Raw genomic sequence first — 26,271 nt, 5'->3', positions numbered from 1 at the left:
TCAGGCCTCCAGGATTTGCAGAATGGCGCCATCGGCGCCGAAACAGGCGGCGGTCAGGGTACCGCCGTGGCCCGAGCCGGAATCCAGCGTGACGGCGAAGGGGCCAAGCACCACGCCGCCCTTGCGGCGATCGGCGCCGCGCACCACCAGCTTGAAGCCGGAATAGGGCTCATCCAACCCGGCGAACAGGCTCGACCCCCACCAGAAGGCATCCACCTGGGCCGAGAGCGGCCGGGTGGGATCGAGACCGGCATGGGTGAACAGCAGCGTGTTGTCGTCGGTGAAGGCGGCATGCTTCAGCACGCTCATCAGCGTGGTGTGGCCGTCGTAATTGCGCATGGTCTGGCGCAGCTGGCTGGTCCAGCGGGTCAGGGCCAGGATACCCTCGCGGATGGCGTTCTGCCCCTCCTCCACCGAGCCGCCATAGGCGGCGATGGTCGGCGCGATGCCGTGATCGACCATCCAGCGCAGCACTTCGGCGGGATTGGGAGCAAACTGCAACTGCAGCAGTTTTTGCCACATCTCTTCCTGGGTGCCGCGCAGATAGACCACGTCGTCCACTTCCACTCCGGGAGTGGCGATGAAGGCGCGGCGGAAGGTCAGCAATTCATCGATGGTCTGCAGCACCGGAGCGCCGCAACCGAGATAATCGCCGAGATAGACCAGTTGGTCGCCCGGCCGCAATTCCTGGCCCAGGCGGGCATGCAGCGCGCACAGGCGGCCGTGTTCGCCCCTGATGGCGGCGATGGCCCAGATACGGCCACCGCCCCGCAGGGTCGCGAAGACATTGGAATCAGCCAGGGTCGTGGACGGCCGTTCGGCTTCGACGTTCATAAATCCGCTCGGGTTTCGCAACCGGACGACATGGTCGCAGCCACCGAGCCAAACATCAAGCCGCTTCGAGCAGGCCCTGCAGCTTCTCGGTCGCCGCCTGGGTGTCGATACGCTCCACCGCCGCCAGTTCCGACGCCAGACGCTCCAGCGCGGCCTCGTAGATCTGCCGCTCGGAATAGGACTGGTCGGGCTGGTTGGCGTTGCGGTGCAGGTCGCGCACCACCTCGGCGATGGATACCGGATCGCCGGAATTGATCTTGGCCTCGTATTCCTGGGCGCGGCGGCTCCACATGGTGCGCTTGACCTTGGCGCGGCCCTTCAGGGTGGACAGCGCGGTGTCCATGACCGAGCGCGACGACAGCTTGCGCAGGCCCGACTTCTGGGCCTTGGTCACCGGGACGCGCAGCGTCATGCGGTCGCGATCGAAAGTGATGACGAACAACTGCAGCTTCATGCCGCCAATTTCCTGGGTCTCGACGGCCACGACCTGGCCGACGCCGTGGGTCGGGTAGACCACATAATCGCCCTGGGAGAAAGAAACGATCGTCATCTTCAACAATTCCCTCGACAGAAGGTCTGGAACCGGCAAACGCGCCCGATACGCCCAACCAAGAAACGAAGAATCCGCGCCAGCCGCGCCCTTGACGGGCTGGTGGAAATCTCGCAGCTTGTCTTGGTGGGCGAACTCCCGCCCCGGTGGCTATGCCAGTAAGCTGTCCGCCGACACAGTTCGACGGACTTGCCCTTATAGCACAGGGCGCTTCCGTGAAGAACAGGAAAATTCCCCGAAGGCCCGCGTTTCCGCCATGTCCTCATGCGCGAACGCCGCCCCACGACCTTTCGGGGCCATGGGGCGGCGTCGGCTACAATATCTTGCGATAAGGGTCAGCGGCCCGGATTGGGGGACAGCAGCTTGGCCTTATCGGGCTTGCCCTTCCACGCGTCGGCGTCGGCCGGAGCATCGCCCTTGCGGGTGATGTTGGGCCAGGAGCCGGCGTACTGGCGGTTGGTGTCGGTCCAGGCGGCGGCCTTGGGATCGGAATCCGGGAAGATGGCTTCGGCCGGGCATTCCGGCTCGCAGACGCCGCAATCGATGCATTCGTCGGGGTTGATCACCAGGAAGTTTTCGCCCTCGTAGAAGCAATCCACCGGGCAAACCTCGACGCAGTCCTGATACTTGCACTTGATGCAATTCTCGGTGACGACGTAAGCCATGTCGTTCTCCAATATCCCTTGAAATCGTGATGCGGCGGGCAAGGCATGCCTTCCGCCGGAAGAAAATCCGGCGGAAGCGATACCACAGTCACCCCCGCCGCCTCAACCCTAGCGGCGAAAGGGTCATCCCGGCCTCACGGAACGGGGTTGCGCAGCTTGACCGGCGTCCGCTTGCCGCGCCGCGCCACCAGGTTCAGAATCTCGATGCCCAGCGAGAAGGCCATGGCGAAGTAGATATAGCCCTTGGGCATGTGGAAGCCGGTGCCGTCGGCCACCAGGGTGGCGCCGATCAGCAGCAGGAAGGACAGCGCCAGCATCTTGATGGTGGGATGCCGGGCGATCAGGGCGGACAGCGGATTGGCGGCCACCACCATGACGCCCGAGGCCAGGATGACGGCGGCCACCATCACCCACAGGTCGCGGGCCATGCCCACGGCGGTGATGACCGAATCCAGCGAAAAGACGATATCGAGCACGGCGATCTGGGCGATGACCGCCGCCAGACCGGCCGAGGCGGCCTGGGCGGCGCCCCCTCCCTGCCCTTCGGCGGCGGGAGTATCCTCCTCGCCCTCCAGGCTGCCGTGGATTTCATGGGTGGCCTTGGCCACCAGGAAGGTGCCGCCGCCGATCAGGATGATGTCGCGCCAGCTGACCGGATGGTCCCAGATCACGAAGACCGGCTCGACCAGTCCGACGATCCAGCTGAGCGAGGCCAGCAGGCCGAGGCGGGTCAGCACGGCGAAGCCGAGACCCAGGCGCCGGCCCAGCGGCCGCATGGGCTCGGGCAGGCGGTTGGAGATGATGGCCAGATAGACCAGGTTGTCGATGCCGAGCACGATCTCGAGCAGCGACAGGGTCGCCAGGCTGAGCCAAATCTCGGGATCGGAGATCCAGGCCATCATCATGATCGTCCTCGATGTCGGTTGGGGATGTCGGTTGGGCTGGGCGGAATGTAAGGGATTCCCGCAGGGAATCCACTCCGATGTCCCTTAATTCCCCGTAACCTTCCCGCCCGCCCCGGTACAGGCCCCGAACAAATGGGTTTTGACCACGGCCCCAACCCCCGATACCATTGCGGTAAGTAGGAGTTTCCATTCGTCCCGGCCCCTTTGTCGGGAAAGGGCTCAAGGGTGACTGACAGCAACCACACCGGCAATGGGCGGGCTCCACATTCGGCCGACCGGGCTCCCTGCGCTCCCGGAGAGGCGCTGCCTCGTCTCGCGGAGGCCGAGGCCCGCCTGGACGGCCTGACCGCCAACCTTCCCGGCTTCGCCTTCCAGCGCGTCCTCCGCCCCGACGGCAGTCTCCTTTATCCCTGGTTCAGCCTCAGCATCCGTTCGGTGCTGGGCTTCGCCCCCGAGGCCATGGGGGTCAACTCCCAGGGCTGCCTGCACGCCGTCCACTGGGCCGACCGCGACGCCCATCTGAGCGAGATCCGCCGCTCGGCGGCGGCGCTCGATACCTGCCGCGAGGAATTCCGCGCCATCACCGCCCATGGCGAGGTCCGCTGGCTGAAGGGTGCCGCCGAGCCCCGTCGCCAGGAGGACGGAACCATCGTCTGGGACGGGCTGATGGTCGACGTCACCGAAGGGCGCCGGGCCGAGCTGCGCCTGGAAATGCTGATGGACCATGCCGGCGATTCCCTCATCGTGGTGGAATCCGACGGCACCATCGACAGCGTCAACGCCGCCGCCGAGGCGCTGTTCGGCTGGAGCATGGCCGAGCTGGCCGGCCGGCCGTTCACCATCTTGCTGCCGCCCGACATGCATCTGGACGATCTGCTGGAATCCGCCGAGGTCTCTGAGGGCGGCATCGTCGGTGGCGGGGCGCGCGAGCTGATGGGGCTGCGCAAGGACGGCTCGACCTTTCCCCTGGAACTGTCCACCACCGAGGTCCGGCTGGAGGGCCAGCGGCTGTTCGTCGGCATCGGCCGCGACATCACCGAGCGCAAGCTGACCGAGGCGGCGCTGCGCGAATCCGAGGAGCGGCTGCGCGCCATCGCCGCCAATGTGCCCGGCATGGTGTTCCAGCGGGTGCTGCGCACCGACGGCAGCCTGGCCTTCTCCTATGTGAGCGAGGGCTGCCGCGCCATCCTGGGCCTGGGGCCGGAGCAGTTGCTGGACAATCCGCAACTGTTCCTGTCCATGATCCCCGAGGAGGAGCGGCAGAGTTTCTATGCCGGCCTGGGCCGCTCAGCCCGGACCATGGAGCCCTTCGACGAGGAAATGGCGGTCCCCGGCACCGACGGCCGCCGGCGCTGGCTGCGCGGCCAGTCGCGCCCGACGCTCAGGGCCGGCGGCGACGTGGTGTGGGACGGCGTCATGCTGGACGTCACCGACCGCAAGCAGGCGGAGCAGCGCCTGTCCTTCCTGGCCTATTTCGATCCGCTGACCCGCCTGCCCAACCGCACCGCCTTCCTGGAACGTTTCGCCGCCGCCCGCGAGATCGCCGCCCGCGACCAGACCATGCTGGCGGTGGTCAGCGTCGGCCTCGACCGCTTAGGCATCATCAACGCCACCATGGGCCACAGCATCGGCGACCAGGTGCTGATGGCCGCCAGCGATCTGCTGCGCGCCGCCCTGTCGGGCAGCGACGTCATCGCCCGGACCTCCGGCGACCGCTTCCTGGTGTTGATCACCGGCCTGGGCTCCAAGCGCGAGGCCATGGAGGCGCTGGAGCGCCTGCGCGCCTCGGCCCATGCCACCGTGGCGGCGGCGGGGCAGGATTTCGACGTCTCGGCCGCCATGGGCTCGGCGCTCTATCCCCGCGACGGCGACGACCCCGAGACCCTGATCAAGAACGCCGACGCGGCGTTGCAGTTGGCCAAGGCCCAGGGACCGGCCTCCCTGCAGATGTTCACCAAGGAAATCAGCGCGCGGGCCGCCAAGACCCTGTCGCTGCAGACCCGGCTGCGCCGCGCCATCGAGCACGGCGAGCTGATCGCCCACTACCAGCCCCAGGTCGACCTGGGCAACGGCGACGTGGTCGGCATGGAGGCGCTGGTTCGCTGGAACAGCCCGGACCTGGGCATGGTCTCGCCCGCCGACTTCATCCCGGTGGCCGAGGAATCCGGCCTGATCGACGGAATCTGCGAATTCATGCTGTGGGAGTGCACCCGCCAGAACAAGCAATGGCAGGACGAGGGCCTGCCCGCCATTCCGGTGGCGGTCAACGTCTCGGGCCGCCAGTTCCAGTATGCGCGGCGCCTGCTGGCCGCCTGCGAGCGCGCCCTGGTGGAAAACCAGCTGGACAGCCGCTGGCTCGAGGTGGAACTGACCGAAAGCTCGGCCATGCGCGACGCCGACAACGCCATCGCCGTGGTCAATCAGTTGAAGGAGATGGGCATCGCCTGCTCCATCGACGATTTCGGCACCGGCTATTCCTCGCTGTCGGTGCTGAAGCGCTTCCCCATCAGCAAGCTGAAGATCGACCGCTCCTTCGTGCTGGACGTCACCACCGACCCCAACGACGCCGCCATCGTCGACGCCATCATCGCCATGGCCAGGGCGCTGCGGCTCAAGGTTGTGGCCGAGGGCGTCGAGCATCAGGAGCATCTGGACTTCCTGCGCGGCCTGGGCTGCGACCAGATGCAGGGATATTTCTTCAGCCGGCCGCTGCCCGCCGACGGCTTGCGGGCCCTGCTGGCCGAAGGGCGCCGCCTCAATCTCACCCCGCCGAGCCGCCAAACCGCCGACGCCTGAGCGCCCGCGAAGAATTGTTTCATTTCAACGCCGTTTCGGCGCGATCTTCACTTTCACCCTCAACGGCCAACATTTGCAGTTGACGGATTCGACCATTTCGGCCTATTCAATTCGGGTGGGTAAGGGCAACCTGAAGTGACCGTCGAATCCGGACCATGAAAGATCAGACCGCGACCGCCGCCACCAATACGGTGAAGCATTCCTATACCATCCCCTGCGCCAGCGCCTTTCGCGACGCGGTGGACAAGCTGGCGCTGCGCCGGCGGGTCAATGTGGGCGACATCGCCCGCTCGGTGCTGCTGGTGGTGCCGCCCGAGACCATCGCCGCCTATCCCGATCCTGGCGAGCCCCAGCCCGACGACCGCGAGACGGTCATCCTCAAATCCGGCCCGGCCGAGGGACGCCCCTGGCGCCGCAAGCCCCGCCTGCAGGTCCGCATGGCGCCGGGCTACAGCGTCGAGGCCATCCGCCGCGCCCTGGCCATGGCCCTGGCCATGGCCCTGGGCGACGTTCGCCTCCGTGTGGAACGGCCGGGCGACGAGCCGCCCGCTCCGCCGCCACCCGCCGCCGCCCCGCCGCCGCCGCCGGCCGAGGAGGCCTTTCCCAAGGTGGAGCGCCGCCGGGGCGTGCGCGAGCAGGCCACCGCCATCGCCGCCGCCGACGAGGAGATCGAACGGCTGCGCGCCATCATCAACGTACTGTCCTTCGAGCCCCTGCCCGGCGGAGTGATGACCCGGGCCGACGCCCTGCACGTGCTGGGTTTCCAGCCGGGCGCCACCCCCGACCGCCGCACGGTGCGGGCCAAGTTCCGCATGCTGGCCACCATCCACCACCCGGACAGCAACCACGGCAACCACCACCGCATGAGCCAGCTCAACCAGGCCATGGAAGTCCTGCGGGACTGATCGCCGCCCGAGCTTTCGCCCAATGAAAAAGCCCGCCCCTTCCGGGGCGGGCTCGTTCGTTCATCCGTGGCCGACGCTTACTCGTCGCGGCGCACGCCCATGAACTGCAGCATGAACATGAACAGGTTGATGAAGTCCATGTAGAGCTGCAAGGCGCCGAACACCGCCTTCTTCTGGGCGACCTCGGAGTGATCGCCTTCCCAGTACATCTGCTTGATGTTCTGGGTGTCGTAGGCGGTCAGGCCGGCAAAGATCAGCACGCCCGCGGCGCTCATGACGAAGTGCAGCATGGGGCTGGCGAGGAAGATGTTGACGATGCCGGCGATCATCAGGCCCCACACGCCCATGATCAGGAAGCTGCCGAAGCCCGACAGATCCTTCTTGGTGGTGTAGCCGTAGAGGCTGAGACCCGCGAAGGCCGCCGCGGTGATGAAGAACACCCGCGCCACCGAGGCGCCGGTGAACACCAGGAACACCGAGGCCAGCGAGGCGCCCATCAGGCCGGCATAGACCCAGAACAGGGTCGAGGCGGTCGAGGCGCGCATGCTGTCGAGCTTGGCGCCCATGAAGAACACCAGGCCGAGGGGGGCGAGCATGAACACCCACTTGAGCGGCGAGTAGACGGCGATGGCGGTCAGGGCCGGGACGCTGGCGATCACCCAGGCGACGATGCCGGTGAGAGCCAGGGCCGAAGCCATGTAGTTGTACACACTAAGCATGTACTGCCGCAGACCCACGTCGATCTGAGCAGCCTCCGCCTGGGCGGCACTCATGTATCTGCGGTCTGATCCGAAAGCCATGGTCGTTCCTTTGAACACTCAGTTGAACCTGCACACCAATATGAGGGACTTCCGCGAAGAATCAAGTTACACGGACTTCATATCCTCCGCCTTCCGGATAGGCATTCTTGCCATCCCCGACGAATGCGGGGGACGTCACTCGTTTCTCAGCAGCGGCGCCGCCTTGGCGCCCAGGGCCTTCCAGGTGCCGATGAAGCCGGCCAGCAGGCTGGCGGCCATGCAGGCGGCCAGGGTCAGCGCCGTGGCGCCGGGCAGGAACACCCAATCGGTCTTCATGACGTGGATCAGGATGGCGCGGGCCGCCAGCGAACCCACCAGGGCGGCGGCCAGACCGGTGATCAGCCCGATCAGGGCGAATTCGGCCAGATGGGCTCGCCACAACTGCCCCCGCGTGGCGCCGACCACTTTGAGCACCACCGCTTCCCACACCCGGCGGCGGTGGCCGGCCATCACGGCGCCGGCCAGCACCAGGGCGCCGGCCGCCAGGGTCACCACCCCGGCCAGCCGCACCGCCAGATCGGCCTCGGCGATGATGCCCTTGACCGTCTCCAGGGCTTCCTTGACCCGGATGGAGGAAACATTGGGCAGGCGGTCGGTCACCGCCTTCTCCACCACCGCATCCATGGCGGGCGCGGTGCGGAGCGTGGCGATAAAGGTATGGGGTGCGCCGTCCAGCACGCCGGGCGACAGCAGGAAGGCGAAGTTCATGGAGAGGTTCGACCAGTCGATCTGACGAAGCGACGCCACCTCCACCTCGATCTCGCGGCCCAGGACGTTGAGCCCCAGACGGTCGCCCACCTTGAGGTTGAAACCCTTGGCCACGGCGGCATCCACCGAGGCCAGCGGCGGCCCCTGATAATCCTCGGGCCACCACGTTCCCGCCACGATGCGCGAGCCGGGCGGCTGGGCGGTAGCCGAGGACAGGCCGCGATCGCCCCTGGCCGCCCATTCCGCCTCGGGGGCGATCTTCGCCTCGCCCACCGGCACGCCGCCGATGGAGGAGATGCGGCCCCTGACCATGGCCGCCTTGGACAGTTCGGCGGCCGGATCGGTGTCCCTCACCGTCCGTTCCAGGTCCTCCACCTGATCGGGCTGCACGTCGATGAAGTAGAAGGACGGTGCCTGCTCGGGCAGTCTTTCGCCGAACTGGGCGGCCAGATTGCCTTCCACCAGGGCGATGGTCACCAGCACCGACAGGCCGAGGCCGAGCGACAGCACCATGCCCACCACCGCCGAGCCGGGGCGGTGCAGATTGGCCAGCGCCATGCGCCAGGTCGGCCCGGCCCGCTTGCCGTGGCGGGCCGCCAGCGCCGAGGCCGCCCGTGACAACCCCCAGGCCAGGGCGCGGAACAGCACCAGGGTGGCCCCGGCGGCGACCACGAACCAGGCGGCCAGGGGGCGGTTGGCGGCGGACAGCACGGCCAGCCCCGCCAGCCCGCCTCCGGCCAGCACCAGGGCGGCCAGCATGGGCTTGCCCACCGGCCCCGGCGCCGGCGCCACCAGACGGCGGAACAGCAGGGCGGCGGGAACCGCCTTGGCGCGGGCCAGCGGCCACAGGGTGAAGACCAGGGCAGAAAGCGTCCCGAATCCGGCGGCGATCAGCAGCGGGCGGGGATAGAGCCCGTCCTTCAGGGGCAGGGGAATACGTTCGGTCCCCAGTTGCGCCACCAGCGGCACCAGGGCCGCCCCCGCCGCCAGCCCGAGGACGATGCCCAGCGCCGCCAGCAGGCCGACCAGCAGGAAATAGGTGGTGAAGATCAGCCCCGAGGGCGCCCCCAGACATTTCAGGGTGGCGATGGTGCCGATGCGGCCGTCCAGATAGGCCTTCACCGCGTTGGCCACGCCGATGCCGCCCACCAGCAGGGCGGTCAGCCCCACCAGGGACAGGAAGGACGCCAGGGTGTCGAGGAAGCGCCCCACGCCGGGCGAGGCCTCGGCCACGTCGCGCACCTGCCACGGCGCCTCGGGAAAGCGCCGGGCCAGTTCCGCCTTGGCCGCCGCCGGACTCGTTCCGTCAGGCAGGAGCAGCCGCACCGTATGACGCACCAGGGAGCCGGGGCGGATCAGCCCGGTGGCCTCCACCGCCCGGTTGTCGACCATCAGCCGGGGGCCGAAGGACAGCGCCGTGGCGACGCGGTCCGGTTCCCTGGCGATGACGGCGTTGATGCGCAGGACGGCGTCACCCACCGCCACCCGGTCGCCCAGCTTGAGGCCCAGGCGATCGAGCAGATTGGCTTCCGCCGCCGCGCCCCATTCGCCGTCCCGCAGGGCGAAGGGCGACGGGACGGGCGGCGACAGTTCCAGCCGCCCCACCAGGGGATAGGCGGCATCCACGCCCTTCAGCTCCACCAGGGAGCGGCGGGTGTTGGCATCCACCTGGACCATGGCCCGCATCTCGGCACCCTCGGTGACCTTGCCCAGGCCGGCCAGCGCCGCCAGCATGTCCGGGGCGAAGGGCTGGTGGGTCTGGCGGATATCCAGATCGCCGCCCAGCAGGGCGCGGGCATCCTCGGAAAGCGCCGCATCGAAGGCGGCGCGCAGACTGCCGGCCCCGGCGATGGCCGCCACGCCCAGGGCGAGACAGGCCACCAGCACCCGGAAGCCCTTGAGCCCGCCGCGCAATTCCCGCCGGGCAAATGTGACAGCCAGGGAGATCATTTTAGATTGCCCCTCAAGCGCCGGGCGCGCGCCTCCGCGCGCTTGGCTCCTCCGCTGCGCTCCGGGTCGCTCAACGCTCCCGCGCTCGGCCCTGCCTCGCTCATGACATTGCCCCTCAAGCGCCGGGCGCGCGCCTCCGCGCGCTTGGCTCCTCCGCTGCGCTCCGGGTCGCTCAACGCTCCCGCGCTCGGCCCTGCCTCGCTCATGACATTGCCCCTCAAGCGCCGGGCGCGCGCCTCCGCGCGCTTGGCTCCTCCGCTGCGCTCCGGGTCGCTCAACGCTCCCGCGCTCGGCCCTGCCTCGCTCATGACTTGATCTTCCCGTCCTCGACCCGGACCACCCGCGAGCAGCGCGCCGCCAGACGGTCGTCATGGGTGACCAGGACCAGGGCGGTGCCGAAGCGGGTGTTGAGGTCGAACAGCAGGTCCATCACGGCGCGCCCCGTGGTGCCGTCCAGATTGCCGGTGGGCTCGTCGGCCAGCAGCAGCTTGGGGCGCGGCACGAAGGCGCGGGCCAGGGCGACCCGCTGCTGCTCGCCGCCCGACAGCTGGCCGGGATAATGGGAGAGGCGCCGCCCCAGTCCGACCCGGCCCAATTCCTCGGCCGCTGCCCCGAAGGGGTCGGCATGGCCGGCCAGTTCCAGGGGCACCGCCACGTTTTCCAGCGCCGTCATGGTGGGAATCAGGTGGAAGCTTTGAAAGACGATGCCCACGTGGTCGCGGCGAAAGCGGGCCAGCCCGTCCTCGTCCATGGCGGCGAAATCCTCACCGGCCACCGCCACCCGGCCCGAGGTGGGGCGCTCCAGCCCGGCCATCACCATCAGCAGGGTGGACTTGCCCGAGCCCGACGGCCCGACCACTCCCAGGGTCTCGCCCGGCGCCACTTCCAGATCGATGCCATCGAGGACATTGACCTCGCCCGCCAGGCTCGCCAAGTTGAGATGGACGGCCGCCATTGAAACCAAGGGAAGGCCGGCGATGGGACGCTGATGCATGCGAGGGCGACTTTCTTGGGCGAGCTGAACGTCTTGGACAGGATAGACCGGGGACGACGTGTGGTCTTGCGATATGGGGCCGCCCTGATGCTTGTCAATGCGCTGGGAGGACGCGCCATGGCCGAGGCGGCGACCGCCAACCGCATCCTGGCCCTGGGGGATTCGCTCACCGCCGGTTTCGGCCTGGCGCCCGACGAGGCCTTTCCCGCCCGGCTGGAGCGGGCGCTGCGGGCCGAGGGCCGCGACGTCCACCTGATCAATGCCGGCGTGTCGGGCGACACCACCGCCGGGGGCAAGGCGCGGCTGGACTGGGCCATGGCCGCCAAGCCCACACTCGCCATCGTCGAGCTGGGGGCCAATGACGGCCTGCGCGGCCTCGACCCCAAGCTGACCCACGACAATCTCGATACCATCTTGAAGCGCCTCGAGGCGGCGGGCGTGCCGGCGCTGCTGACCGGCATGCTGGCGCCACCCAATTACGGCAAGGCCTTCGAGGCCGAGTTCAAGGCGGTATTCTCGCGTCTGGCCGCCGAGCACGACGTGGTATTCTACCCCTTCTTCCTGGACGGCGTGGCCGGCGACCCCCGCCTCTGCCTGCCCGACGGACTGCACCCCAACGCCAGGGGGGTGGACGTGATCGTCGACCGCATCCTGCCCTCGGTGCGCAAATTGCTGGAAAGGGGAAAGCCATGACCGCCGACCCTGCGTCCGCCCTTCCCCCGTTCCGCGTCGCCCACGGCAAGGGCGAGCATTGGGGAACCGCCGCCAAGGCCTGCCTCGACCGCCTCAATCCGCTGCCGTCCGGCGCCAATTTCGGCTTCCTCTACGCCACCGAGGCCTTTGCCCCCAATCTTTCCTCGCTGCTGACCTTCCTGCGCGAGACCACCCGCATCGAGCATTGGGTGGGCGGTGTCGCCCCCGGCCTGTGCGTCGACGAAGGGGAAATCCGCGACGACGGCGCCGTGGCCGCCATGGTCGGCAGCCTGCCCCCCGACCAGTTCCGCGTCTTCATCGGCGACGCCGGGGGCTGGACCAAGCGGCATTTTCCCTGCGTCGGGCTGGTGCACGGCGACCCCCGCGACCCCGAGGTGCCACAGGCCATCGTCGATCTGGCCGCCGAGGCGGGTTTCCTGGCCGGCGGGCTGATGTCGGCGGCGGGTCCGGCGGCGCAACTGGCCGGCATCGCCACCGACGGCGGGCTGGCCGGGGTGCTGCTCGGCTCGGGCATCGAGGTGCTGACCGGTATGACCCAGGGCTGCGCGCCGCTCGGCGACATCCACACCGTCACCGAATCCTGGCAGGGCGTGGTGATGGCCATCGACGGCCGCCCGGCGCTGGACGTGCTGAAGGAGGAGGTGGGCGAATTGCTGGCCCGCGACCTGCGCCGCATCGCCGGCTACATCCATGTGGGCCTGCCGGTGGAAGGCGACGACGGCCCCGACTATCAGGTCCGCACCCTGATCGGCATCGATCCCAACCAGGGCTGGATCGCCATCGGCGAGCATGTGGAGGAGGGCGGCAAGCTGATGTTCGTGCGCCGCGACGCCAACGCGGCCCGCACCGATCTGCGCCGCATGCTGACCGGACTGAAGGAACGGCTGGACGGCCGTCCCATCCGGGCCGGGCTCTATGTGTCGTGCACCGGTCGCGGCGAGCATATGTTCGGCCATCCGGACGCCGAGCCGGATTTACTGCACGAGGTGTTGGGCGATTTTCCGCTGATCGGCTTCTTCGCCAACGGCGAGATCAGCCACGACCGCCTCTACGGCTTCACCGGCGTGCTGACCCTGCTTCCGGGTGCCAAACCGTGATCCGGCTGTTCGTCGGCATCGGTTTCGACCAGGACCTGACGGCGCGCATCGCCACGCTGCAGCAGGGCCTGCCCGGCGCCCGCTGGATCGACCCCGCCAACCTGCATCTGACCCTGCGTTTCATCGGCGAGGTGGACGAGGATCTGGCCGAGGAGATCCACCACGGCCTGGCCGCCCTGGTCGAACCGCCTTTCGCCCTGACGCTGACCGGGCTGGGCCTGTTCGGCGACCGGCGCAGGGCCCATACCCTCTGGCTGGGGGTGGAGCGCTCCGAGGCGCTGTCGCGGCTGGCGGCGCGCATCGACGGCGCCGTGACCCAGGCCGGGACCAGCCCCGAGCCGCGCAAGTTCAATCCCCACGTCACCCTGGCCCGACTCAAGGATACGCCGCCGGGGCGCATCCAGGACTTCATCGACGCCACCGGTCATTTCCGCGAGGAGCACGTGGCGGTCGAACGCTTCACCCTGTTCCGCAGCATCCTGGGGCGCCAGGGCTCACAATACGATGCCCTGGAGCATTATCCGTTGGGCTAATTCCGAGCGCGGGCGCACTGGTGTCCGGCTTAACTCGGCACACTGTCCTCGGCGACCTTGCTCCCCCTGGGTTTGACTGTATTCCCCCCATATGGGGATACGGAAAAGGCGGACAAACCACCAAGGGCACCAAGGGGACTTTCCTTTATCTCGTCGTGCCCGGACGTGCTCCGGGCAGCCACGCCCAGTCGCCAGCCTCATGGTCTGACCCGATATTCAGGCGGAACCGCGTGGATGGCCGGAACAAGTCCGGCCAAGACGATAAAGATACTGTCTTGTCGCGTGCTCCGCTCTCTTGGTGCCCTTGGTGTCTTGGTGGTGAAACAGCCTATCCCCCGGCACCCGGAAACTCAAACTGGACACCCACATCTTGGGGCAATGCGACAAAACGCAAACATTGCCTTGTTCACGGCCGGTCTTCACCGTATTTTCAAGGCCATGATCGGCCCATCCCTTCGCATCGCCCTATGCCTCGCCGCCGCCCTCGGCGTGGCGGCCTGTTCACGCGGCACCCAGTTGCCGCCCTCGTCGGCGGCCAGCGCCAGCGGTGATCAGCCGTCCAATTTCCAACTGGTCACCGATATCCCCATTCCGTCGGGCGCCACCATGGACAACGACCGCTCGCTGATCCTGTCGGACCGCGACCGCTGGACCGGCCGGGTGGTGATGACCCTGTTCAACTCCGCCAACGAGGTCACCGCCTTCTACCAGCAGCAGATGCCCAATTTCGGCTGGCAGCCCATGATGAGCGTCACCGCCGAAACCAGCGTGCTGACCTATGTGCGCGGCGACCGCGCCGCCACCGTGCAGATCGAGCGGCGCACCGTCTATGGCTCGGTGGTTTCGGTCACCGTGGCGCCCAAGCAATCGGACGGCGGCGGCTCGGGGTCATCTTATGGCGGCGGCTATGATCCCTCCCCCGCGCCGCGGCCGGCGCCGTCGGGCGGTGTCCGCGCCGAACCGCTGGCCCCTCCCTCCTCCAAGCGCTGAGCCTCCCACAGCAAAAAGCCCCCTGGCGGGGGCTTGTCACGTCACCGGGAAACCGAGCCCCCTAAAGCAGGCGGCCGCGCACCTCGGCGATCAGTGAGTTCAGGGAATCCAGCGCCACGCCGTCGCGGGCCATCAGGCGGTGTACGATGGGGTCGGCCATGACCTCGTCCAGGGTCGGCTCGACGCCGCCGCCGATATAGGCGAAGGATCGAGAGGACCGGCCACCGGTGGCGACGCCCAAGCGGCGTGCGGCACGGATTCCGGCCGGTTGCGGGGTGGATCTGTACGCGCTTGACAGCATGGCAGCCCCCTTTATCCGGTTGTGATCTCAAGGCGGACTATACATGAGCCGCTCACAAATTGACAGAGTCGCATTAGTATCATTTGTTTTGTAATTTTACGTAACATCGCACCGCATCAAGTATTGTGCAGCGCGGTAACTGTCTGCGACAAGCCATCTTTTACGCGTTTGCATATGGGCCGCACCCCCTGCGAATCAAGGGACACCATACTGTTGTCATCGGCTTTTAACACTCGGCCTAGCCACTTGGGAGGCATTGCCGCCATGCTGGCCGCCACCTCGCTGTTCGCCGGCATGGATGCGCTGGCAAAACTGCTGATGGCGGCGGATTATTCGGTGATCCAGGTGCTGTTCTTCCGGGCGGGCTTCGGATTGATCCCGCTGGCGCCGCTGCTGTGGCAGAACGGCATGCGGGTGGTGGCGACGGCGCGGCCCTGGGCGCATGTGGCGCGCTCGGCCATCGCCCTGTTGGCGGTCGGCTGCTTCTTCCTGGCCATCCATCGCCTGCCGCTGGTTCAGGTCACCGCCATCGGCTTCGCGGCGCCGCTGCTGGTCACCGCCCTGTCGGTGCCGCTGCTGAAGGAACGAGTCGGCCGCGACCGCTGGCTGGCGGTGGCGGCCGGGTTCGGCGGCATTCTCGTGGTGGCCGGGCCGGATGCCTGGACCGGCGACCTGCTGGGAGCCGGGGCGGCCTTCGCCGTGGCCGGCACCGTCCTCTACGCCCTGGCCATGGTGCTGATGCGCGACATGGGGCGCACCGAGGCGGCGGTGACCACGGTATTTTGGTTCTCGATCCTGACCATGGTCCTGACCGGGGCGGCGCTGCCCCTGGTATGGCGGGTCCCCGACCCGAGCGCCTGGGGGCTGTTCGCCGCCGCCGGCATTCTGGGAGGCACCGCCCAATTGCTGATCAGCCAGGCGGTGCGTCTCGCCCCGGCCTCGGTGGTGGCGCCCTTCGACTATTTCCACATCGTGGCATCGTCGAGCCTGGGCTGGCTGCTCTTTTCGGAGATGCCCGGGTCAAGCACGCTGGCCGGAGCCATGGTGGTCATGGCGTCCGGCCTTTACCTGCTGCGGACGGAGAGGAAGCCGCCGCCTCAGTGAGACGAAGCCCCCTCGGCGCCCAGTCCGGTCTGCGAGCGGATGAACTGGGCGTCGAACTCGGCCCGTTCGCGCACCGCCCGCTCGCTGGCGTCGGTGACCGAGAAGAACCAGGTGGCGACGAAGCCGGCGGTCACCGAGAACAGGGCCGGGTTGCCCCACGGGAAGATGGGCTGGGGATAGCCCAGCACCGCCTTCCACACCGCCGGTCCCAGCACGGTCAGCACCACCGCCGAGACCAGGCCGACGCTGCCACCCAGGATGGCGCCGCGCGAGGTCAGGCCCGACCACAGCATGGACAGCAGCAGCAGCGGGAAGTTGGCCGAAGCGGCGATGGCCAGGGTCAGGCCGGCCAGATAGGCAATGTTCTGCTTCTCGAACAGCAGCCCTAAGATGATGGCGACCACCCCCAGCCCCAGACTGGCGAGGCGCGAGATGCGCAGCTCGGTCTCTTCCTTGGCGTGGCCGCGGGCGAAGACGTTGGCGTAGAGATCGTGGGAGATGGCCGAGGCACCGGCCAGGGTCAACCCGGCCACCACCGCCAGGATGGTGGCGAAGGCCACCGCCGAGATGAAGCCGAGGAACAGGTCGCCGCCCACCGCGTGGGCCAGCCACACGGCCGCCATGTTGCCGCCGCCCTTCAAGGCCTTGCCGTCGGCCAGATAGGCCGGGTCGGTGGCCACCAGGGCGATGGCGCCGATGCCGATCACCACGGCCAGCACGTAGAAGAAGCCGATGAAGGCGGTGGCATAGAACACCGACTTGCGAGCTTCCTTGGCATCGGGAACGGTAAAGAAGCGCATCAGGATGTGAGGCAGGCCGGCGGTGCCGAAGGCCAGCGCCATGGCCAGCGAGATGGTGTCGATGGGGTCCTTGAACAGCAGGCCGGGCGACATGATGGCGTTGGAGCCCTTGACCTGGACCGCCTTGGCGAACAGCGCCTCGGGCGAGAAGCCGAAGCGGGCCATCACCGCGAAGGCCATGAAGGTGGCGCCCGACAGCAGCAGCACCGCCTTGATGATCTGCACCCAGGTGGTGGCGGCCATGCCGCCGAACACCACGTAGACCATCATCAGCCCGCCCACCAGGAACAGGGCGTAAAGGTAGTCCATGCCGAACAGCAGCTTGATCAGCTGGCCGGCGCCGACCATCTGGGCGATCAGGTAGAACACCACCACGGTAAGCGAACTGAACGCCGCGTAGGTGCGCACCGGCACCTTGGCGAGGCGATAGGCCACCACGTCGGCGAAGGTGTACTTACCCAGGTTGCGCAGCGGCTCGGCGATCAGGAACAGCATCAGCGGCCAGCCCACCACCACGCCGACAGCATAGACCATGCCGTCCAGCCCGGTGCCGTAGAGCAGGGCGGTCACCCCCAGGAACGAGGCCGCCGACATGAAATCGCCGGCGATGGCCAGACCGTTCTGGAAGCCGGTGATGCCGCCGCCAGCCGTATAGAAATCGGAGGCCGAGCGGGTGCGCTTGGACGCCCACCAGGTGATGCCCAGGGTCAGCATGACGAAGGCCACGAACATGAAGATGGCGTGCCAGTTGGTGGCCTGCTTGGCGGTCTGGCCGAGATCGGCGCCGGCCGCCAGGGCGGGCAGGGCCGGCGCCAGCATCAGCAGGAACAGGGTGCCGAAGCGAAGGAAATTGGGCATGGGGGACGGCCTCTCCAGGCTGATTATGGTATTTTGGTACCTGTTTACTGATTTGATACGGAAAGCGCAAGGACTCCCGTCCGTTTTGTGTCGCTTTGCGGCGACCCACCTCCTTCCGCCAGTCCGGCCCAATTAGGTCTTGGCCTGCCCCGTGGGGCCGGGTATGCTCGGGCCGAGATAGAACGAAGTCGCATAATCTTTTTGTCGGAGGGGACAAAGTGTCCATGCGTCTGGTCGCCGGTATGATCGCCTGTGCCGTGGGATTGTCGCCCATCCTGGCTCATGCCCATTTCCAGGAACTGATCCCCTCCGCCGATATCGTCGGCGAGCAGGACCCGCGCGACATCCGCCTCGACCTCGCCTTCACCCATCCCATGGAACGGGGCCCGGTGATGGAGATGGCGCCGCCGGTCCGCTTCGGCGTGATGAGCGGCGACAAGACCCGCGACCTCAGGCCCGGCCTCAAGCCCGGCAAGCGGGACGACAAGACGGTGTTCAGCGCCGAATTCCGTCTCGACCAGCCCGGCGACCACGTCTTTTTCGTCGAGCCCGCCCCCTATTGGGAAAAGGCCGAGGGCAAATGGATCATCCACTACACCAAGGTGGTGGTGGACTTCGCCAGCGGCGGCGGCTGGGACAAGCCGGTGGGCCTGCCGGTGGAGATCGAACCGCTGGCCCGGCCCTACGGCCTGTGGACCGGCAATCTGTTCCGGGGCATCGTGCGCCGTAACGGCAAGCCGGTGCCCTTCGCCGAAATCGAGGTGGAGTGGCGCAACGACGGCTCGGTCAAGCCGCCCTCCGATCCCTTCGTGACCCAGGTGATCAAGGCCGATGCCTCGGGCCAGTTCGCCTATGCCATGCCGCGCGCCGGCTGGTGGGGCTTCGCCGCCCTGGTGGAGGGCGACAAGCCGGCCAAGAGCCCCGAGGGCAAGCCGGCCAAGGTGGAACTGGGCGGCCTGATCTGGGTGCGCGCCCAGGACATGAGATAGGGAGCCCATCCACCCATGGCCCACATTCCCGACGGCGTGCTGTCCAATCCGGTGCTGGTGGCGGGGGGAATCCTCGCCGCGGCGGGAGTGGCGCGCGGCCTGAGGGAACTGGAGCCGGTGCGCGTTCCCAAGGTGGCCATGCTGTCGGCGGTGATGTTCGTCGCCTCGCTGATCCATCTGCCGGCCGGTCCCGCCTCGGTTCACCTGCTGCTCAACGGCATGGCCGGAATCGTGCTGGGCTGGGCCGCCTTTCCCGCCCTGCTGGCCGCCCTTCTGCTGCAAGCCGTGCTGTTCGGCTTCGGCGGAGTGCTGGTACTGGGGGTCAACACCGTCAACATGGCTCTGCCCGCCGTGCTGGCCGGCCTGCTGTTCCGCCGGCTGTGGCGCCCCGACCGGCCGCGCCGCACCGCCCTGGCCGCCGCCCTGTGCTCGGGCGGCGCGGTGCTGTTGACCGGGTTGATGGTGGCCGGGTCCCTGGCCCTGTCGGGCCGCGAGTTCGAGGCCGCCGCCCGGCTGGTGGTTCTGACCCACCTGCCGGTGATGGTGGTCGAGGCGGTGTTCGCCTCCGCCGCCATCGGCCTGCTGGCCCGGGTCAAGCCGGAGGCGCTGGCATGAGGAGACTCGCCGCAATCCTCGGCCTGATGCTGCTGACCGCGCCGGCCCAGGCCCACAAGCTCAAGGTCTTCGCCACCGTCGAAGGCGCCGACATCGTCGGCTCGGCCTATTTCGCCGGCGGCGACAAGGCGGCCGGCGTGCCCGGCCGCATCCTGGGCGCCGACGGATCGCCGGTCGCCGTCTTCACCACCGGCCCCGACGGCACCTTCCGCCAAGGCGTGGCGGCCCGTATGGACCACACCATCGCGGTGGAATCCGAGGACGGCCATGCCGCCCAGTTCACCATTCCCGCCGCCGAGTTTCCGCCCTCCCTGCCCGAGGGCAAGGCGGCGGCCGCGCCGGTCGGCGACACGGCCGCCCTGGAAGCGGCCATCGCCCGCCAGATCCGCCCCCTGCGCCAGCAATTGGACGCCTACGAGGAGCGCATCCGCCTGCACGACCTGATGGGCGGCATCGGCACCATCTTCGGCCTGTTCGGCTGCTGGGCCTGGCTGCAATCGCGACGGAGGAGGCCATGAGTCTGGTGGAACGGCTCGATCCCCGCACCCGGCTGATCGCCGCCCTGCTGTTCGCCCTGGCCGAGGTGCTGGCGCCATCGCTGGCCGCCCAGGGCGTCGGGCTGCTGCTGGCGGTGACCGCCGCCCTGGTGGCCCGCCTGCCCCTGGGCGCCACCCTGCGTCGCCTGCTCGGCCTGGAAGGCTTCATGCTGCTGGTGCTGGTCATGCTGCCCTTCACGGTGCCCGGCCATCCGCTGTTCAGCCTGTGGGGGCTGAGCGGCTCGGAAGAGGGGCTGCGTCAGGCGGCCGGCATCGCCATCAAGGCCAATGCGGTAGCGGTGGCGCTGTTCGCCCTGGTCGGCTCCATGGAGGCCCCGGTCATGGGCCGCGCCCTGACCCGCCTGGGAGTCAGCGGGCGCTTCGTCCACCTGTTCCTGTTCACCACCCGCTACCTGTCGGTATTGGAGGATGAATACCGCCGCCTGCGTCTCGCCATGCGGGCCCGTGCCTTCCGTCCGACCACCGGCCTGCATTGCTGGCGTTCCATCGGCCATCTGTTCGGCATGCTGATGGTGCGTTCGCTGGAACGGGCCGAGCGCATCGACGCCGCCATGCGCTGCCGGGGCTTCACCGGCCGCTTCCCCTCGCTGGACGACGAGTCCCGGAGCGGGCCGGGCCGCCTGGACCTGGGCTTCGGCGCCGCCTCGGCCGCCGGTCTGGCCCTGGTCATCGCCGTGGGGGTGGCGTGGACCTGATCCGTCTCGAGCAGGTGTCGCACGCCTTCGACGCCGCCCACCCGGTGCTGGACGGCGTCGACTTCGCCCTGAACGCCGGCGAAAGGGTGGCGCTGCTGGGCGCCAACGGCACCGGCAAGACCACCTTGCTGCATGTCATGGTCGGATTGATCCGGCCGCGGGCGGGAAGCGTTCACGCCTTCGGGCGGGAGCGGCGGGCCGAAGCCGATTTCGTCGAGGTCCGCGCCAAGGCCGGATTGCTGTTCCAGGATGCCGACGACCAGTTGTTCTGCCCGACGGTGGCCGAGGACGTGGCCTTCGGCCCGCTCAACCTGGGGCGCAGCAAGGCCGAAGCGCGCGAAATCGTCCGCGACGTGCTGGAACGCCTGGGCCTCGGTGCCCTGGAGAACCGCGTCACCCACAAACTGTCGGGAGGACAGAAGCGTCTGGTGTCCCTGGCCGCCGTGCTGGCCATGGAGCCCGAGGCGCTGCTGCTGGACGAGCCCACCAACGCTCTGGACGAGGCGACGCGGGAGCGGCTGACGGATATCCTGGCCGGGCTGCCCCAGGCCATGGTCATCGTCTCCCACGACCGCGAGGTGGTCGAACGGCTGGCCACCAGGCGGGTGACCCTGGCGAACGGAACGCTAGCCTGAGATGGACACCGGCTTGGAGGTGGGACCCAGGGCGTCCAGGGCCTTCTTCAGGCGGGGCTGCGATTCCAGGCGGGAGGGACCGGCCTCGACGCCGCCCACATAGGCGGTGGACAGCAGGGCGGCATAGACCCGCTTCATGTCGTCCAGGCAGGGCGGCGGCGCCTCGATCTGGCTCAGACGCTCGGCCAGCTTGCGGGCCGCGTGGACCTGTCCGGTCTGGCAGAAATCCTGCTTGAAGCGCTGCTCGCCGAGCGAGGTGAAGGCGATCATCAGGAAGGCGGTGAAGCGCCGGATATCGCCGCCCAGCACCGGCAGCAGCGAGCGGATGACGTCCACATGGGTGGCCGACACCTGGGCCACGGCGCGGCGAATCTGGGAGACCTCCGACTTGGGGAACAGGCGGGCCAGATCCATCTGCTGCACCACCCGCCAGAGAATCTCGGCATCGATGGTATCCTTGCCCGCCACCAGCAGCCGCTTGGCATCGTCCAGCAGCAGCGGCACCCGTCCGTCGCGCGGCATGTTGCCCGGCGCGTTGAGGGCCTGCAACTCGGCGGCCTCGCGGATGTCCAGCAGGCGCGACCCCAGGTCGCTGACCAGGGACGGGCTCATGGGGGTGTAATGGGGGATCAGCATCACCTGCCAGTCGAAACGCAGGTGTTCGCGGATGGCATGGTAAAGGGCGTCCGAGCGCGAATGCGGCTTGATGGCGTGCCTGGGGGCCGGCGGCGGATGAGCCAGGCCCAAGGCGAGCCCCATGCGCTTCATCAGCGACAGCTTGGGCGGCGGAGCCTGGAACTTGCTGCGGAAGTCCAGCTTGGAGCGGAAATAGCGCCGCGCCGCCGCGCGCACCACCAGGGCCACCGCCTCGGCCAGGGTCCGGCCGCAGGCCAGCACGTCATGATCGACGGTCACCGGCTGCTTGCCGGCATCGATGACCACATGGGCGAACAATTCGGGACGGGTGCGGAACAGCCGCAGGCACTCGTCGAGCATCTTGGGGTCGTTCATGGCCTTGTCGTAGGCCGCGTTGCGGGGCAGCCCCTTGAGGGCCAGGATCTCGCGCCGCAGAACCTCGATCACCGGCCCCTCGAGAGCCGCGCGGATCGCCTCGATGCCTGGGTCGGCATTGGACCACCGGGCCGCGGGCCCGTGTCCCTTCGTCTTCGTCGAATTGCGTCCGGACATGGCGTTCACATCTCAAGTCGAGGCATTCACATTAAGTTTACGTTGCGCGCTCTCGTTGAGAAAATCAACGTTTATAACGGCATGATAACTTGTATCACCTTGGTAATGCTTATCTTGTTTTCTGCAAGTTCCTATAAATGCCTTTGAATAAAATTTTATCCAATTTTATTATTTATTCATTCTAAGACTCCGCCGCCGCCATTCCGATTCTAGGCCGATTGGAGTACAATGACGACGTCACCAGACCGGGAGAGACGGATGCACGGCGGCCACCATCACGACGAGTCGAGCGGGCACGAACACAAGCACCACCATGCCCACGAGCACAGCCACGTCCACGCCCATCCCCACTCCCACGGCGACGTGACCCACAGCCATGCGCACGCCCACACCCATGCGCATGACCACCTGCACCAGCACAGCCATCCGCACGGCCACGCCGAGGACGGTCGGCACGACCACGACCACGAGCAGGCCCGACACGGCTGGAAACCGCACGAGCACAAGCACGCCGAGGAAGACCTCGACGGCCACGATCACGAACATTGATGAAGGGTCAGTCTTCGTTTTCCAGCGATGCCACGTAGCGCAGACCGTCGAGCGCGGTATCGAACCAGTCCTCGCGGGTTTCATCCTCGGCGTAGACCAGATAGGCCGGGCGGCGGAATTCCGGCGCCCCGGCAACCTCGAACAGCCGGCCCGCCGACAGGTACGAGCGCACCACCCGCATGGGGAAGTAGCCGGTGCCGCCATAGGCCAGGATATGCTGCAACCCCAACGCCCCCAGCCCCACCTGGACCGCCGGGGTCTTGAGATCGGGGAAGGCCTGGCTGTGGGCGGCACGGAATTCCGGCCCCCAATCCACCAGGACGTAATCCTCGTCCCATTCCGACACGGTGCGCCGGCGGGTGGAGGCCAGGACCAGACGCTCTTCCAGCAGCTTCTCGATGTGCAGTCCGGGGCGTGACAGCGGCGAATACATCACCACCAGATCAAGCATGCCTTCGATCAACTGGCGCATCAGGCTGTCGGACCCGCCGACCTCGGCCTTGAGGGCCACGTCGGGCATGGCGGTGCGCATCCAGGGAATCCACTGGACCAGCAGGCGGTCCCACAACGAGAACTGGCCGCCCACGTTGAGCACGGTGCGAAAGCCGGCCGGCAGGGCCAACTCCTGGCGCGCCTGTTCCCAGACGCGGACCATGGTGGTGGCATAGCGGCGGAACTGCATGCCGGCGGCGGTGAGTTGGGTGCCCGATTTGGACCGCACGAACAGGGGGCGCCCCAGTTCGTCCTCCAGCGCCCTGATGCGCATGCTGACCGTCGACTGGGTTACCGACAGACGCTCGGCCGCCTTGTTGAAGTTGCCGGTATCGACGATTTCCAGGAAGGTGCGGGCGAGATCGATATTCATGACGCGGCCAGGGAAAAGGCAGCGCCATGCTGCGCTGCAACAGATGGCAGCGTTTTATCCGAACCGCGCGGAAAGTTCAACTACCCTGCGGTTGGTAATCGGAATGTTTGAAGCATGGGTGGGCGCAGCCCACCCATGCCGGTAGGAATGGCTAGGCCTGAGCCCGAGCCTTGACGTTACCGCGGCTGCGGTCGACGTATTCCTTCAGCTGGCGCTCCATGCCGGCGAAAGCCTCGCGCAGCGCCACGTAGATATCCTCGTTGACATGGCTGTCCTTGGGGTCGCGCTTCACCACCAGCTCGTCGCCGGGAACCGTCAGGGCGAGGCGGATATGGAACGGCTCGCCCTTGTGGTGCAGGTTCGACGTGTTGCGGTGGTGCTGCTCGATCACCACGCGGCAGCTGGTGATGCGATCGAAGAGATGCTCCAGTTTGGCCACCTTTTCGCGGATGCGGGTTTCGACGGCGTCGGAGTGATCGACACCGTGAAAGGTGATCTGGAGGGGAATCTGCATCAACATCTCCATTCTCTCGGTTCGCCTCTTGCCGGCTCTTGGCGGCGGGCCGGGCGACTCGGTTCCTTATACGGTTCCGCCCCCTAGGCGGAACCTTGAAGCTCGGGGCGCCATACATAGCCATTTACAATGGCCTTGGCAACGCCGGGAGCGAACTTCCATTGTCTCGGAGAATCGCCGCACTTGCAAGCTGGCGCCGCTCCCCTCATATCAGAGCGCCTTTTCGCGCAACTCTAGCTCCGGGAGACGGATACGCCATGGCCGAAGAAAAGCGTCAATTCCAGGCAGAAGTCGGCAAGCTGCTCGACATCGTTGTTCACTCGCTCTACTCCAACAAGGAAATCTTCCTGCGCGAGCTGATCTCCAACGCCTCGGATTCATGCGACCGGCTGCGTTATGCCGCCATCACCGAACCCGATCTGCTGGACGGCGATTCCGGGTTCCGCATCCGCCTGATCCCCGACAAGGACGCGGGCACGCTGACCATCGTCGACAACGGCCAGGGCATGAGCCACGACGAGCTGATCGCCAATCTGGGCACCATCGCCAAGTCGGGCACGTCGGAGTTCCTGTCGCGCCTGACCGGCGACGCCAAGAAGGACGTCACCCTGATCGGCCAGTTCGGCGTCGGCTTCTACTCCGCCTTCATGGTCGCCGAGGAGGTCACCGTGATCAGCCGCAAGGCCGGCGAGGCCAAGGGCTGGAAGTGGGTGTCCGACGGCAAGGGCGAGTTCACCGTGTCGCCCGCCGACGACGCCCCCCGCGGCGCCGCCATCACCTTGAAGCTCAGGGACGGCGAGACCGAGTTCCTCGACGCCTTCCGCCTCAAGTCCATCGTCAAGCGCTACTCCGACCACATCGCCATTCCGGTGATGCTGAAGGACGGCGACAAGGACGAGGAGACCATCAACTCGGCCAACGCCCTGTGGACCCGGTCCAAGTCCGAGATCACGCCCGAGCAGTACAAGGAATTCTACCACCACGTGGCCCACGCCTTCGACGAGCCGTGGAGCACGCTGCACTACAAGGCCGAGGGCGCCATCGAGTACACCGGCCTGCTGTTCATTCCGTCCTCCAAGCCGCTCGACATCTTCCACCCCGACCGCAAGCAGCATGTGAAGCTCTATGTGAAGCGGGTGTTCATCACCGACGATTGCGAGGAGCTGCTGCCCCCCTACCTGCGCTTCGTGCGTGGCGTGGTGGACAGCCAGGACCTGCCGCTGAACGTCAGCCGCGAGATGCTGCAGCACAATCCGGTGCTGTCCAAGATCCGCACCGGTCTGGTCAAGCGCATCCTGGGCGAGCTGAAGAAGAAGGCCGAGGACGCGGACGGCAAGTACGACGAGTTCTGGGCCGCCTTCGGTCCGGTGCTGAAAGAGGGCATCTACGAGGATTTCGAGCGCAAGACCGATATCCTGGAACTGTGCCGCTTCCGCTCCACCCATGGCGACGGCTTCACCACGCTGGCCGATTACGTGGCGCGCATGAAGGACGGCCAGGATGCCATCTACACCATCACCGGCGACGATCTGGAACAGTTGAAGAAGAGCCCGCAGTTGGAGGGCTTCACCGCCAAGGGCGTCGAGGTCCTGCTGCTCACCGATCCCATCGACGAGTTCTGGGTCTCGGCCGTGCCGTCCTATGCCGAGAAGGAGTTCCGCTCGGTGGCCGCCGCCGGTGCCGACCTCTCCAAGGTCAAGGCCCCCGAGGGCGCCGAGGACAAGAAGGCCGACGAAGCCCCCGCCGACGAGCTGACCACCCTGATCGAGGCGGTCAAGCTGGCGCTGGGCGACAAGGTCAAGGACGTGCGCGCTTCCGAGCGCCTGACCGAATCCGCCGTCTGCCTGGTGGCCGCCGAGGGTGAGATGAGCATGCATCTGGAAAAGATGCTGCGCGCCCACAATCAGGCGCCGGGCGAGCGGGCCCGCATCCTGGAGGTCAATCCCCGCCACGCGCTGATCAAGGGTCTCGCCGCCCGGGTCAAGGCCGGCGGCACCGATGCCGGCATCGAGGACGCCGCCTTCCTGCTGCTCGATCAGGCCCGTATCATCGAAGGCGAGCCCCCCGCCGACCCAGCCGCCTTCGCCCGGCGCATGGTGGCGGTCATGGAACGGGGACTGTTGGGGTAAAGCCGAAGAAGGAACCGTGCGAAGGGCTTGT

The 26,271-nt window shown here is 67.5% G+C and carries 26 protein-coding genes; 13 read left to right on the top strand and 13 right to left on the bottom strand.

What is annotated here, in order from left to right; translation table 11 throughout:
- The 4 genes from CP958_RS22945 to CP958_RS22930 form a co-directional block, all read right to left on the bottom strand.
- Window positions 1-834, bottom strand: a complete 834-nt coding sequence (locus CP958_RS22945) for a hypothetical protein (RefSeq protein ID WP_096704511.1) — start codon at window positions 832-834, stop codon at window positions 1-3.
- A gap of 55 nt (window positions 835-889) precedes the next feature.
- A complete protein-coding gene (locus tag CP958_RS22940; RefSeq protein WP_068429376.1) occupies window positions 890-1,384 on the bottom strand; it encodes a CarD family transcriptional regulator in 495 nt (164 codons plus the stop codon).
- A gap of 335 nt (window positions 1,385-1,719) precedes the next feature.
- The gene (gene fdxA, locus CP958_RS22935) at window positions 1,720-2,049 is read right to left on the bottom strand and encodes a ferredoxin FdxA (protein ID WP_096704510.1); all 330 of its coding nucleotides are present in this window, start codon (window positions 2,047-2,049) and stop codon (window positions 1,720-1,722) included.
- A gap of 134 nt (window positions 2,050-2,183) precedes the next feature.
- Entirely contained in the window at window positions 2,184-2,954 is a 771-nt protein-coding gene (locus CP958_RS22930) for a TerC family protein (protein WP_096704509.1), read from the bottom strand.
- 225 nt (window positions 2,955-3,179) lie between these two features.
- Between CP958_RS22930 and CP958_RS22925 the strand changes: the two genes are divergently transcribed.
- The gene (locus tag CP958_RS22925; protein ID WP_242443091.1) at window positions 3,180-5,750 is read left to right on the top strand and encodes an EAL domain-containing protein; all 2,571 of its coding nucleotides are present in this window, start codon (window positions 3,180-3,182) and stop codon (window positions 5,748-5,750) included.
- A 155-nt stretch (window positions 5,751-5,905) separates the two neighbouring features.
- A complete protein-coding gene (locus tag CP958_RS22920) occupies window positions 5,906-6,655 on the top strand; it encodes a J domain-containing protein (RefSeq protein ID WP_096704508.1) in 750 nt (249 codons plus the stop codon).
- 77 nt (window positions 6,656-6,732) lie between these two features.
- Here CP958_RS22920 and CP958_RS22915 read toward each other — a convergent pair whose 3' ends face one another.
- The 3 genes from CP958_RS22915 to CP958_RS22900 form a co-directional block, all read right to left on the bottom strand.
- Window positions 6,733-7,455, bottom strand: a complete 723-nt coding sequence (locus tag CP958_RS22915) for a Bax inhibitor-1/YccA family protein (RefSeq protein WP_197706444.1) — start codon at window positions 7,453-7,455, stop codon at window positions 6,733-6,735.
- A gap of 135 nt (window positions 7,456-7,590) precedes the next feature.
- Window positions 7,591-10,113 (bottom strand): FtsX-like permease family protein, encoded by a 2,523-nt coding sequence (locus CP958_RS22910; protein ID WP_096704506.1) that lies wholly within the window; start codon window positions 10,111-10,113, stop codon window positions 7,591-7,593.
- A gap of 304 nt (window positions 10,114-10,417) precedes the next feature.
- The gene (locus tag CP958_RS22900; RefSeq protein WP_096704504.1) at window positions 10,418-11,107 is read right to left on the bottom strand and encodes an ABC transporter ATP-binding protein; all 690 of its coding nucleotides are present in this window, start codon (window positions 11,105-11,107) and stop codon (window positions 10,418-10,420) included.
- 87 nt (window positions 11,108-11,194) lie between these two features.
- Here CP958_RS22900 and CP958_RS22895 point away from each other — a divergent pair, with 87 nt between their 5' ends.
- The 4 genes from CP958_RS22895 (at window position 11,195) to CP958_RS22880 (ending at window position 14,441) form a co-directional block, all read left to right on the top strand.
- A complete protein-coding gene (locus tag CP958_RS22895; RefSeq protein ID WP_242443090.1) occupies window positions 11,195-11,800 on the top strand; it encodes an arylesterase in 606 nt (201 codons plus the stop codon).
- Complete coding sequence (locus CP958_RS22890) at window positions 11,797-12,918, top strand: FIST C-terminal domain-containing protein (protein WP_096704503.1); 1,122 nt, start codon at window positions 11,797-11,799, stop codon at window positions 12,916-12,918. The genes CP958_RS22895 and CP958_RS22890 overlap by 4 nt, the downstream gene beginning before the upstream one ends.
- A complete protein-coding gene (gene thpR, locus CP958_RS22885) occupies window positions 12,915-13,451 on the top strand; it encodes an RNA 2',3'-cyclic phosphodiesterase (RefSeq protein WP_096704502.1) in 537 nt (178 codons plus the stop codon). The genes CP958_RS22890 and thpR overlap by 4 nt, the downstream gene beginning before the upstream one ends.
- A gap of 438 nt (window positions 13,452-13,889) precedes the next feature.
- Window positions 13,890-14,441 carry a hypothetical protein gene (locus tag CP958_RS22880; protein WP_242443088.1) on the top strand — a complete coding sequence of 184 codons (552 nt, stop codon included), beginning with the start codon at window positions 13,890-13,892 and terminating at the stop codon, window positions 14,439-14,441.
- Window positions 14,442-14,502: 61 nt separating this feature from the next.
- On the opposite strand, the gene CP958_RS22875 is transcribed toward CP958_RS22880, so the two are convergent.
- A complete protein-coding gene (locus tag CP958_RS22875) occupies window positions 14,503-14,742 on the bottom strand; it encodes a hypothetical protein (protein ID WP_141400618.1) in 240 nt (79 codons plus the stop codon).
- Between the two features lie 264 nt (window positions 14,743-15,006).
- Here CP958_RS22875 and CP958_RS22870 point away from each other — a divergent pair, with 264 nt between their 5' ends.
- Window positions 15,007-15,846 (top strand): DMT family transporter, encoded by an 840-nt coding sequence (locus CP958_RS22870; protein WP_242443086.1) that lies wholly within the window; start codon window positions 15,007-15,009, stop codon window positions 15,844-15,846.
- Here the strand turns inward: CP958_RS22870 and CP958_RS22865 are convergent.
- Window positions 15,840-17,504 carry a cation acetate symporter gene (locus CP958_RS22865; protein WP_096704499.1) on the bottom strand — a complete coding sequence of 555 codons (1,665 nt, stop codon included), beginning with the start codon at window positions 17,502-17,504 and terminating at the stop codon, window positions 15,840-15,842. The two genes, CP958_RS22870 and CP958_RS22865, sit on opposite strands and share 7 nt — an antisense overlap.
- A 224-nt stretch (window positions 17,505-17,728) precedes the next feature.
- Between CP958_RS22865 and CP958_RS22860 the strand changes: the two genes are divergently transcribed.
- Genes CP958_RS22860 through CP958_RS22840 form a run of 5 tightly spaced genes read left to right on the top strand, consistent with a single transcriptional unit; the run spans window position 17,729 to window position 20,995 of the window.
- Window positions 17,729-18,493, top strand: coding sequence for a DUF4198 domain-containing protein (locus CP958_RS22860; protein ID WP_096704498.1), 765 nt, complete (start codon window positions 17,729-17,731; stop codon window positions 18,491-18,493).
- Window positions 18,494-18,508: 15 nt separating this feature from the next.
- Entirely contained in the window at window positions 18,509-19,108 is a 600-nt protein-coding gene (cbiM, locus tag CP958_RS22855; protein ID WP_096704497.1) for a cobalt transporter CbiM, read from the top strand.
- Entirely contained in the window at window positions 19,105-19,626 is a 522-nt protein-coding gene (locus CP958_RS22850; RefSeq protein ID WP_096704496.1) for a hypothetical protein, read from the top strand. The genes cbiM and CP958_RS22850 overlap by 4 nt, the downstream gene beginning before the upstream one ends.
- Window positions 19,623-20,360: a cobalt ECF transporter T component CbiQ gene (cbiQ, locus tag CP958_RS22845; RefSeq protein ID WP_096704495.1), complete on the top strand. Its 738-nt coding sequence runs from the start codon at window positions 19,623-19,625 to the stop codon at window positions 20,358-20,360. Before CP958_RS22850 ends, cbiQ begins: the two co-directional genes overlap by 4 nt.
- Window positions 20,351-20,995, top strand: coding sequence for an ABC transporter ATP-binding protein (locus CP958_RS22840; RefSeq protein WP_096704494.1), 645 nt, complete (start codon window positions 20,351-20,353; stop codon window positions 20,993-20,995). The genes cbiQ and CP958_RS22840 overlap by 10 nt, the downstream gene beginning before the upstream one ends.
- Here CP958_RS22840 and CP958_RS22835 read toward each other — a convergent pair.
- The 4 genes from CP958_RS22835 to CP958_RS22820 form a co-directional block, all read right to left on the bottom strand.
- Window positions 20,987-22,078, bottom strand: coding sequence for a hypothetical protein (locus CP958_RS22835; RefSeq protein ID WP_096705005.1), 1,092 nt, complete (start codon window positions 22,076-22,078; stop codon window positions 20,987-20,989). The two genes, CP958_RS22840 and CP958_RS22835, sit on opposite strands and share 9 nt — an antisense overlap.
- 342 nt (window positions 22,079-22,420) lie before the next feature.
- Complete coding sequence (locus CP958_RS22830; RefSeq protein ID WP_096704493.1) at window positions 22,421-22,729, bottom strand: hypothetical protein; 309 nt, start codon at window positions 22,727-22,729, stop codon at window positions 22,421-22,423.
- A gap of 10 nt (window positions 22,730-22,739) precedes the next feature.
- The gene (locus CP958_RS22825; protein WP_096704492.1) at window positions 22,740-23,597 is read right to left on the bottom strand and encodes a LysR family transcriptional regulator; all 858 of its coding nucleotides are present in this window, start codon (window positions 23,595-23,597) and stop codon (window positions 22,740-22,742) included.
- Window positions 23,598-23,748: 151 nt separating this feature from the next.
- A complete protein-coding gene (locus CP958_RS22820; RefSeq protein WP_096704491.1) occupies window positions 23,749-24,111 on the bottom strand; it encodes an HPF/RaiA family ribosome-associated protein in 363 nt (120 codons plus the stop codon).
- A 257-nt stretch (window positions 24,112-24,368) separates the two neighbouring features.
- Between CP958_RS22820 and htpG the strand changes: the two genes are divergently transcribed.
- Window positions 24,369-26,240, top strand: a complete 1,872-nt coding sequence (gene htpG / locus CP958_RS22815; RefSeq protein ID WP_096704490.1) for a molecular chaperone HtpG — start codon at window positions 24,369-24,371, stop codon at window positions 26,238-26,240.
- The last annotated feature ends 31 nt before the right edge of the window (window positions 26,241-26,271 follow it).

It is taken from the genome of Magnetospirillum sp. 15-1, assembly GCF_900184795.1.
Classification (GTDB): domain Bacteria; phylum Pseudomonadota; class Alphaproteobacteria; order Rhodospirillales; family Magnetospirillaceae; genus Phaeospirillum.
This window is presented reverse-complemented; position numbering and strand designations above follow the sequence as displayed.

Excerpts from the sequence above, each read along its gene's own strand:
- CP958_RS22915 (WP_197706444.1), bottom strand. The coding sequence starts at position 7,455 with ATGGCTTTCGGATCAGACCGCAGATACATGAGTGCCGCCCAGGCGGAG.
- cbiQ (WP_096704495.1), top strand. The coding sequence starts at position 19,623 with ATGAGTCTGGTGGAACGGCTCGATCCCCGCACCCGGCTGATCGCCGCC.
- CP958_RS22830 (WP_096704493.1), bottom strand. The coding sequence starts at position 22,729 with ATGTTCGTGATCGTGGCCGTCGAGGTCTTCCTCGGCGTGCTTGTGCTC.
- CP958_RS22945 (WP_096704511.1), bottom strand. The coding sequence starts at position 834 with ATGAACGTCGAAGCCGAACGGCCGTCCACGACCCTGGCTGATTCCAAT.
- CP958_RS22875 (WP_141400618.1), bottom strand. The coding sequence starts at position 14,742 with ATGCTGTCAAGCGCGTACAGATCCACCCCGCAACCGGCCGGAATCCGT.
- CP958_RS22865 (WP_096704499.1), bottom strand. The coding sequence starts at position 17,504 with ATGCCCAATTTCCTTCGCTTCGGCACCCTGTTCCTGCTGATGCTGGCG.
- CP958_RS22880 (WP_242443088.1), top strand. The coding sequence starts at position 13,890 with ATGATCGGCCCATCCCTTCGCATCGCCCTATGCCTCGCCGCCGCCCTC.
- CP958_RS22860 (WP_096704498.1), top strand. The coding sequence starts at position 17,729 with ATGCGTCTGGTCGCCGGTATGATCGCCTGTGCCGTGGGATTGTCGCCC.
- cbiM (WP_096704497.1), top strand. The coding sequence starts at position 18,509 with ATGGCCCACATTCCCGACGGCGTGCTGTCCAATCCGGTGCTGGTGGCG.
- CP958_RS22940 (WP_068429376.1), bottom strand. The coding sequence starts at position 1,384 with ATGACGATCGTTTCTTTCTCCCAGGGCGATTATGTGGTCTACCCGACC.
- CP958_RS22825 (WP_096704492.1), bottom strand. The coding sequence starts at position 23,597 with ATGAATATCGATCTCGCCCGCACCTTCCTGGAAATCGTCGATACCGGC.
- CP958_RS22870 (WP_242443086.1), top strand. The coding sequence starts at position 15,007 with ATGCTGGCCGCCACCTCGCTGTTCGCCGGCATGGATGCGCTGGCAAAA.
- CP958_RS22900 (WP_096704504.1), bottom strand. The coding sequence starts at position 11,107 with ATGCATCAGCGTCCCATCGCCGGCCTTCCCTTGGTTTCAATGGCGGCC.
- fdxA (WP_096704510.1), bottom strand. The coding sequence starts at position 2,049 with ATGGCTTACGTCGTCACCGAGAATTGCATCAAGTGCAAGTATCAGGAC.
- CP958_RS22930 (WP_096704509.1), bottom strand. The coding sequence starts at position 2,954 with ATGATGATGGCCTGGATCTCCGATCCCGAGATTTGGCTCAGCCTGGCG.
- CP958_RS22850 (WP_096704496.1), top strand. The coding sequence starts at position 19,105 with ATGAGGAGACTCGCCGCAATCCTCGGCCTGATGCTGCTGACCGCGCCG.
- CP958_RS22820 (WP_096704491.1), bottom strand. The coding sequence starts at position 24,111 with ATGCAGATTCCCCTCCAGATCACCTTTCACGGTGTCGATCACTCCGAC.
- CP958_RS22895 (WP_242443090.1), top strand. The coding sequence starts at position 11,195 with ATGCTTGTCAATGCGCTGGGAGGACGCGCCATGGCCGAGGCGGCGACC.
- htpG (WP_096704490.1), top strand. The coding sequence starts at position 24,369 with ATGGCCGAAGAAAAGCGTCAATTCCAGGCAGAAGTCGGCAAGCTGCTC.
- CP958_RS22910 (WP_096704506.1), bottom strand. The coding sequence starts at position 10,113 with ATGATCTCCCTGGCTGTCACATTTGCCCGGCGGGAATTGCGCGGCGGG.
- CP958_RS22920 (WP_096704508.1), top strand. The coding sequence starts at position 5,906 with ATGAAAGATCAGACCGCGACCGCCGCCACCAATACGGTGAAGCATTCC.
- CP958_RS22890 (WP_096704503.1), top strand. The coding sequence starts at position 11,797 with ATGACCGCCGACCCTGCGTCCGCCCTTCCCCCGTTCCGCGTCGCCCAC.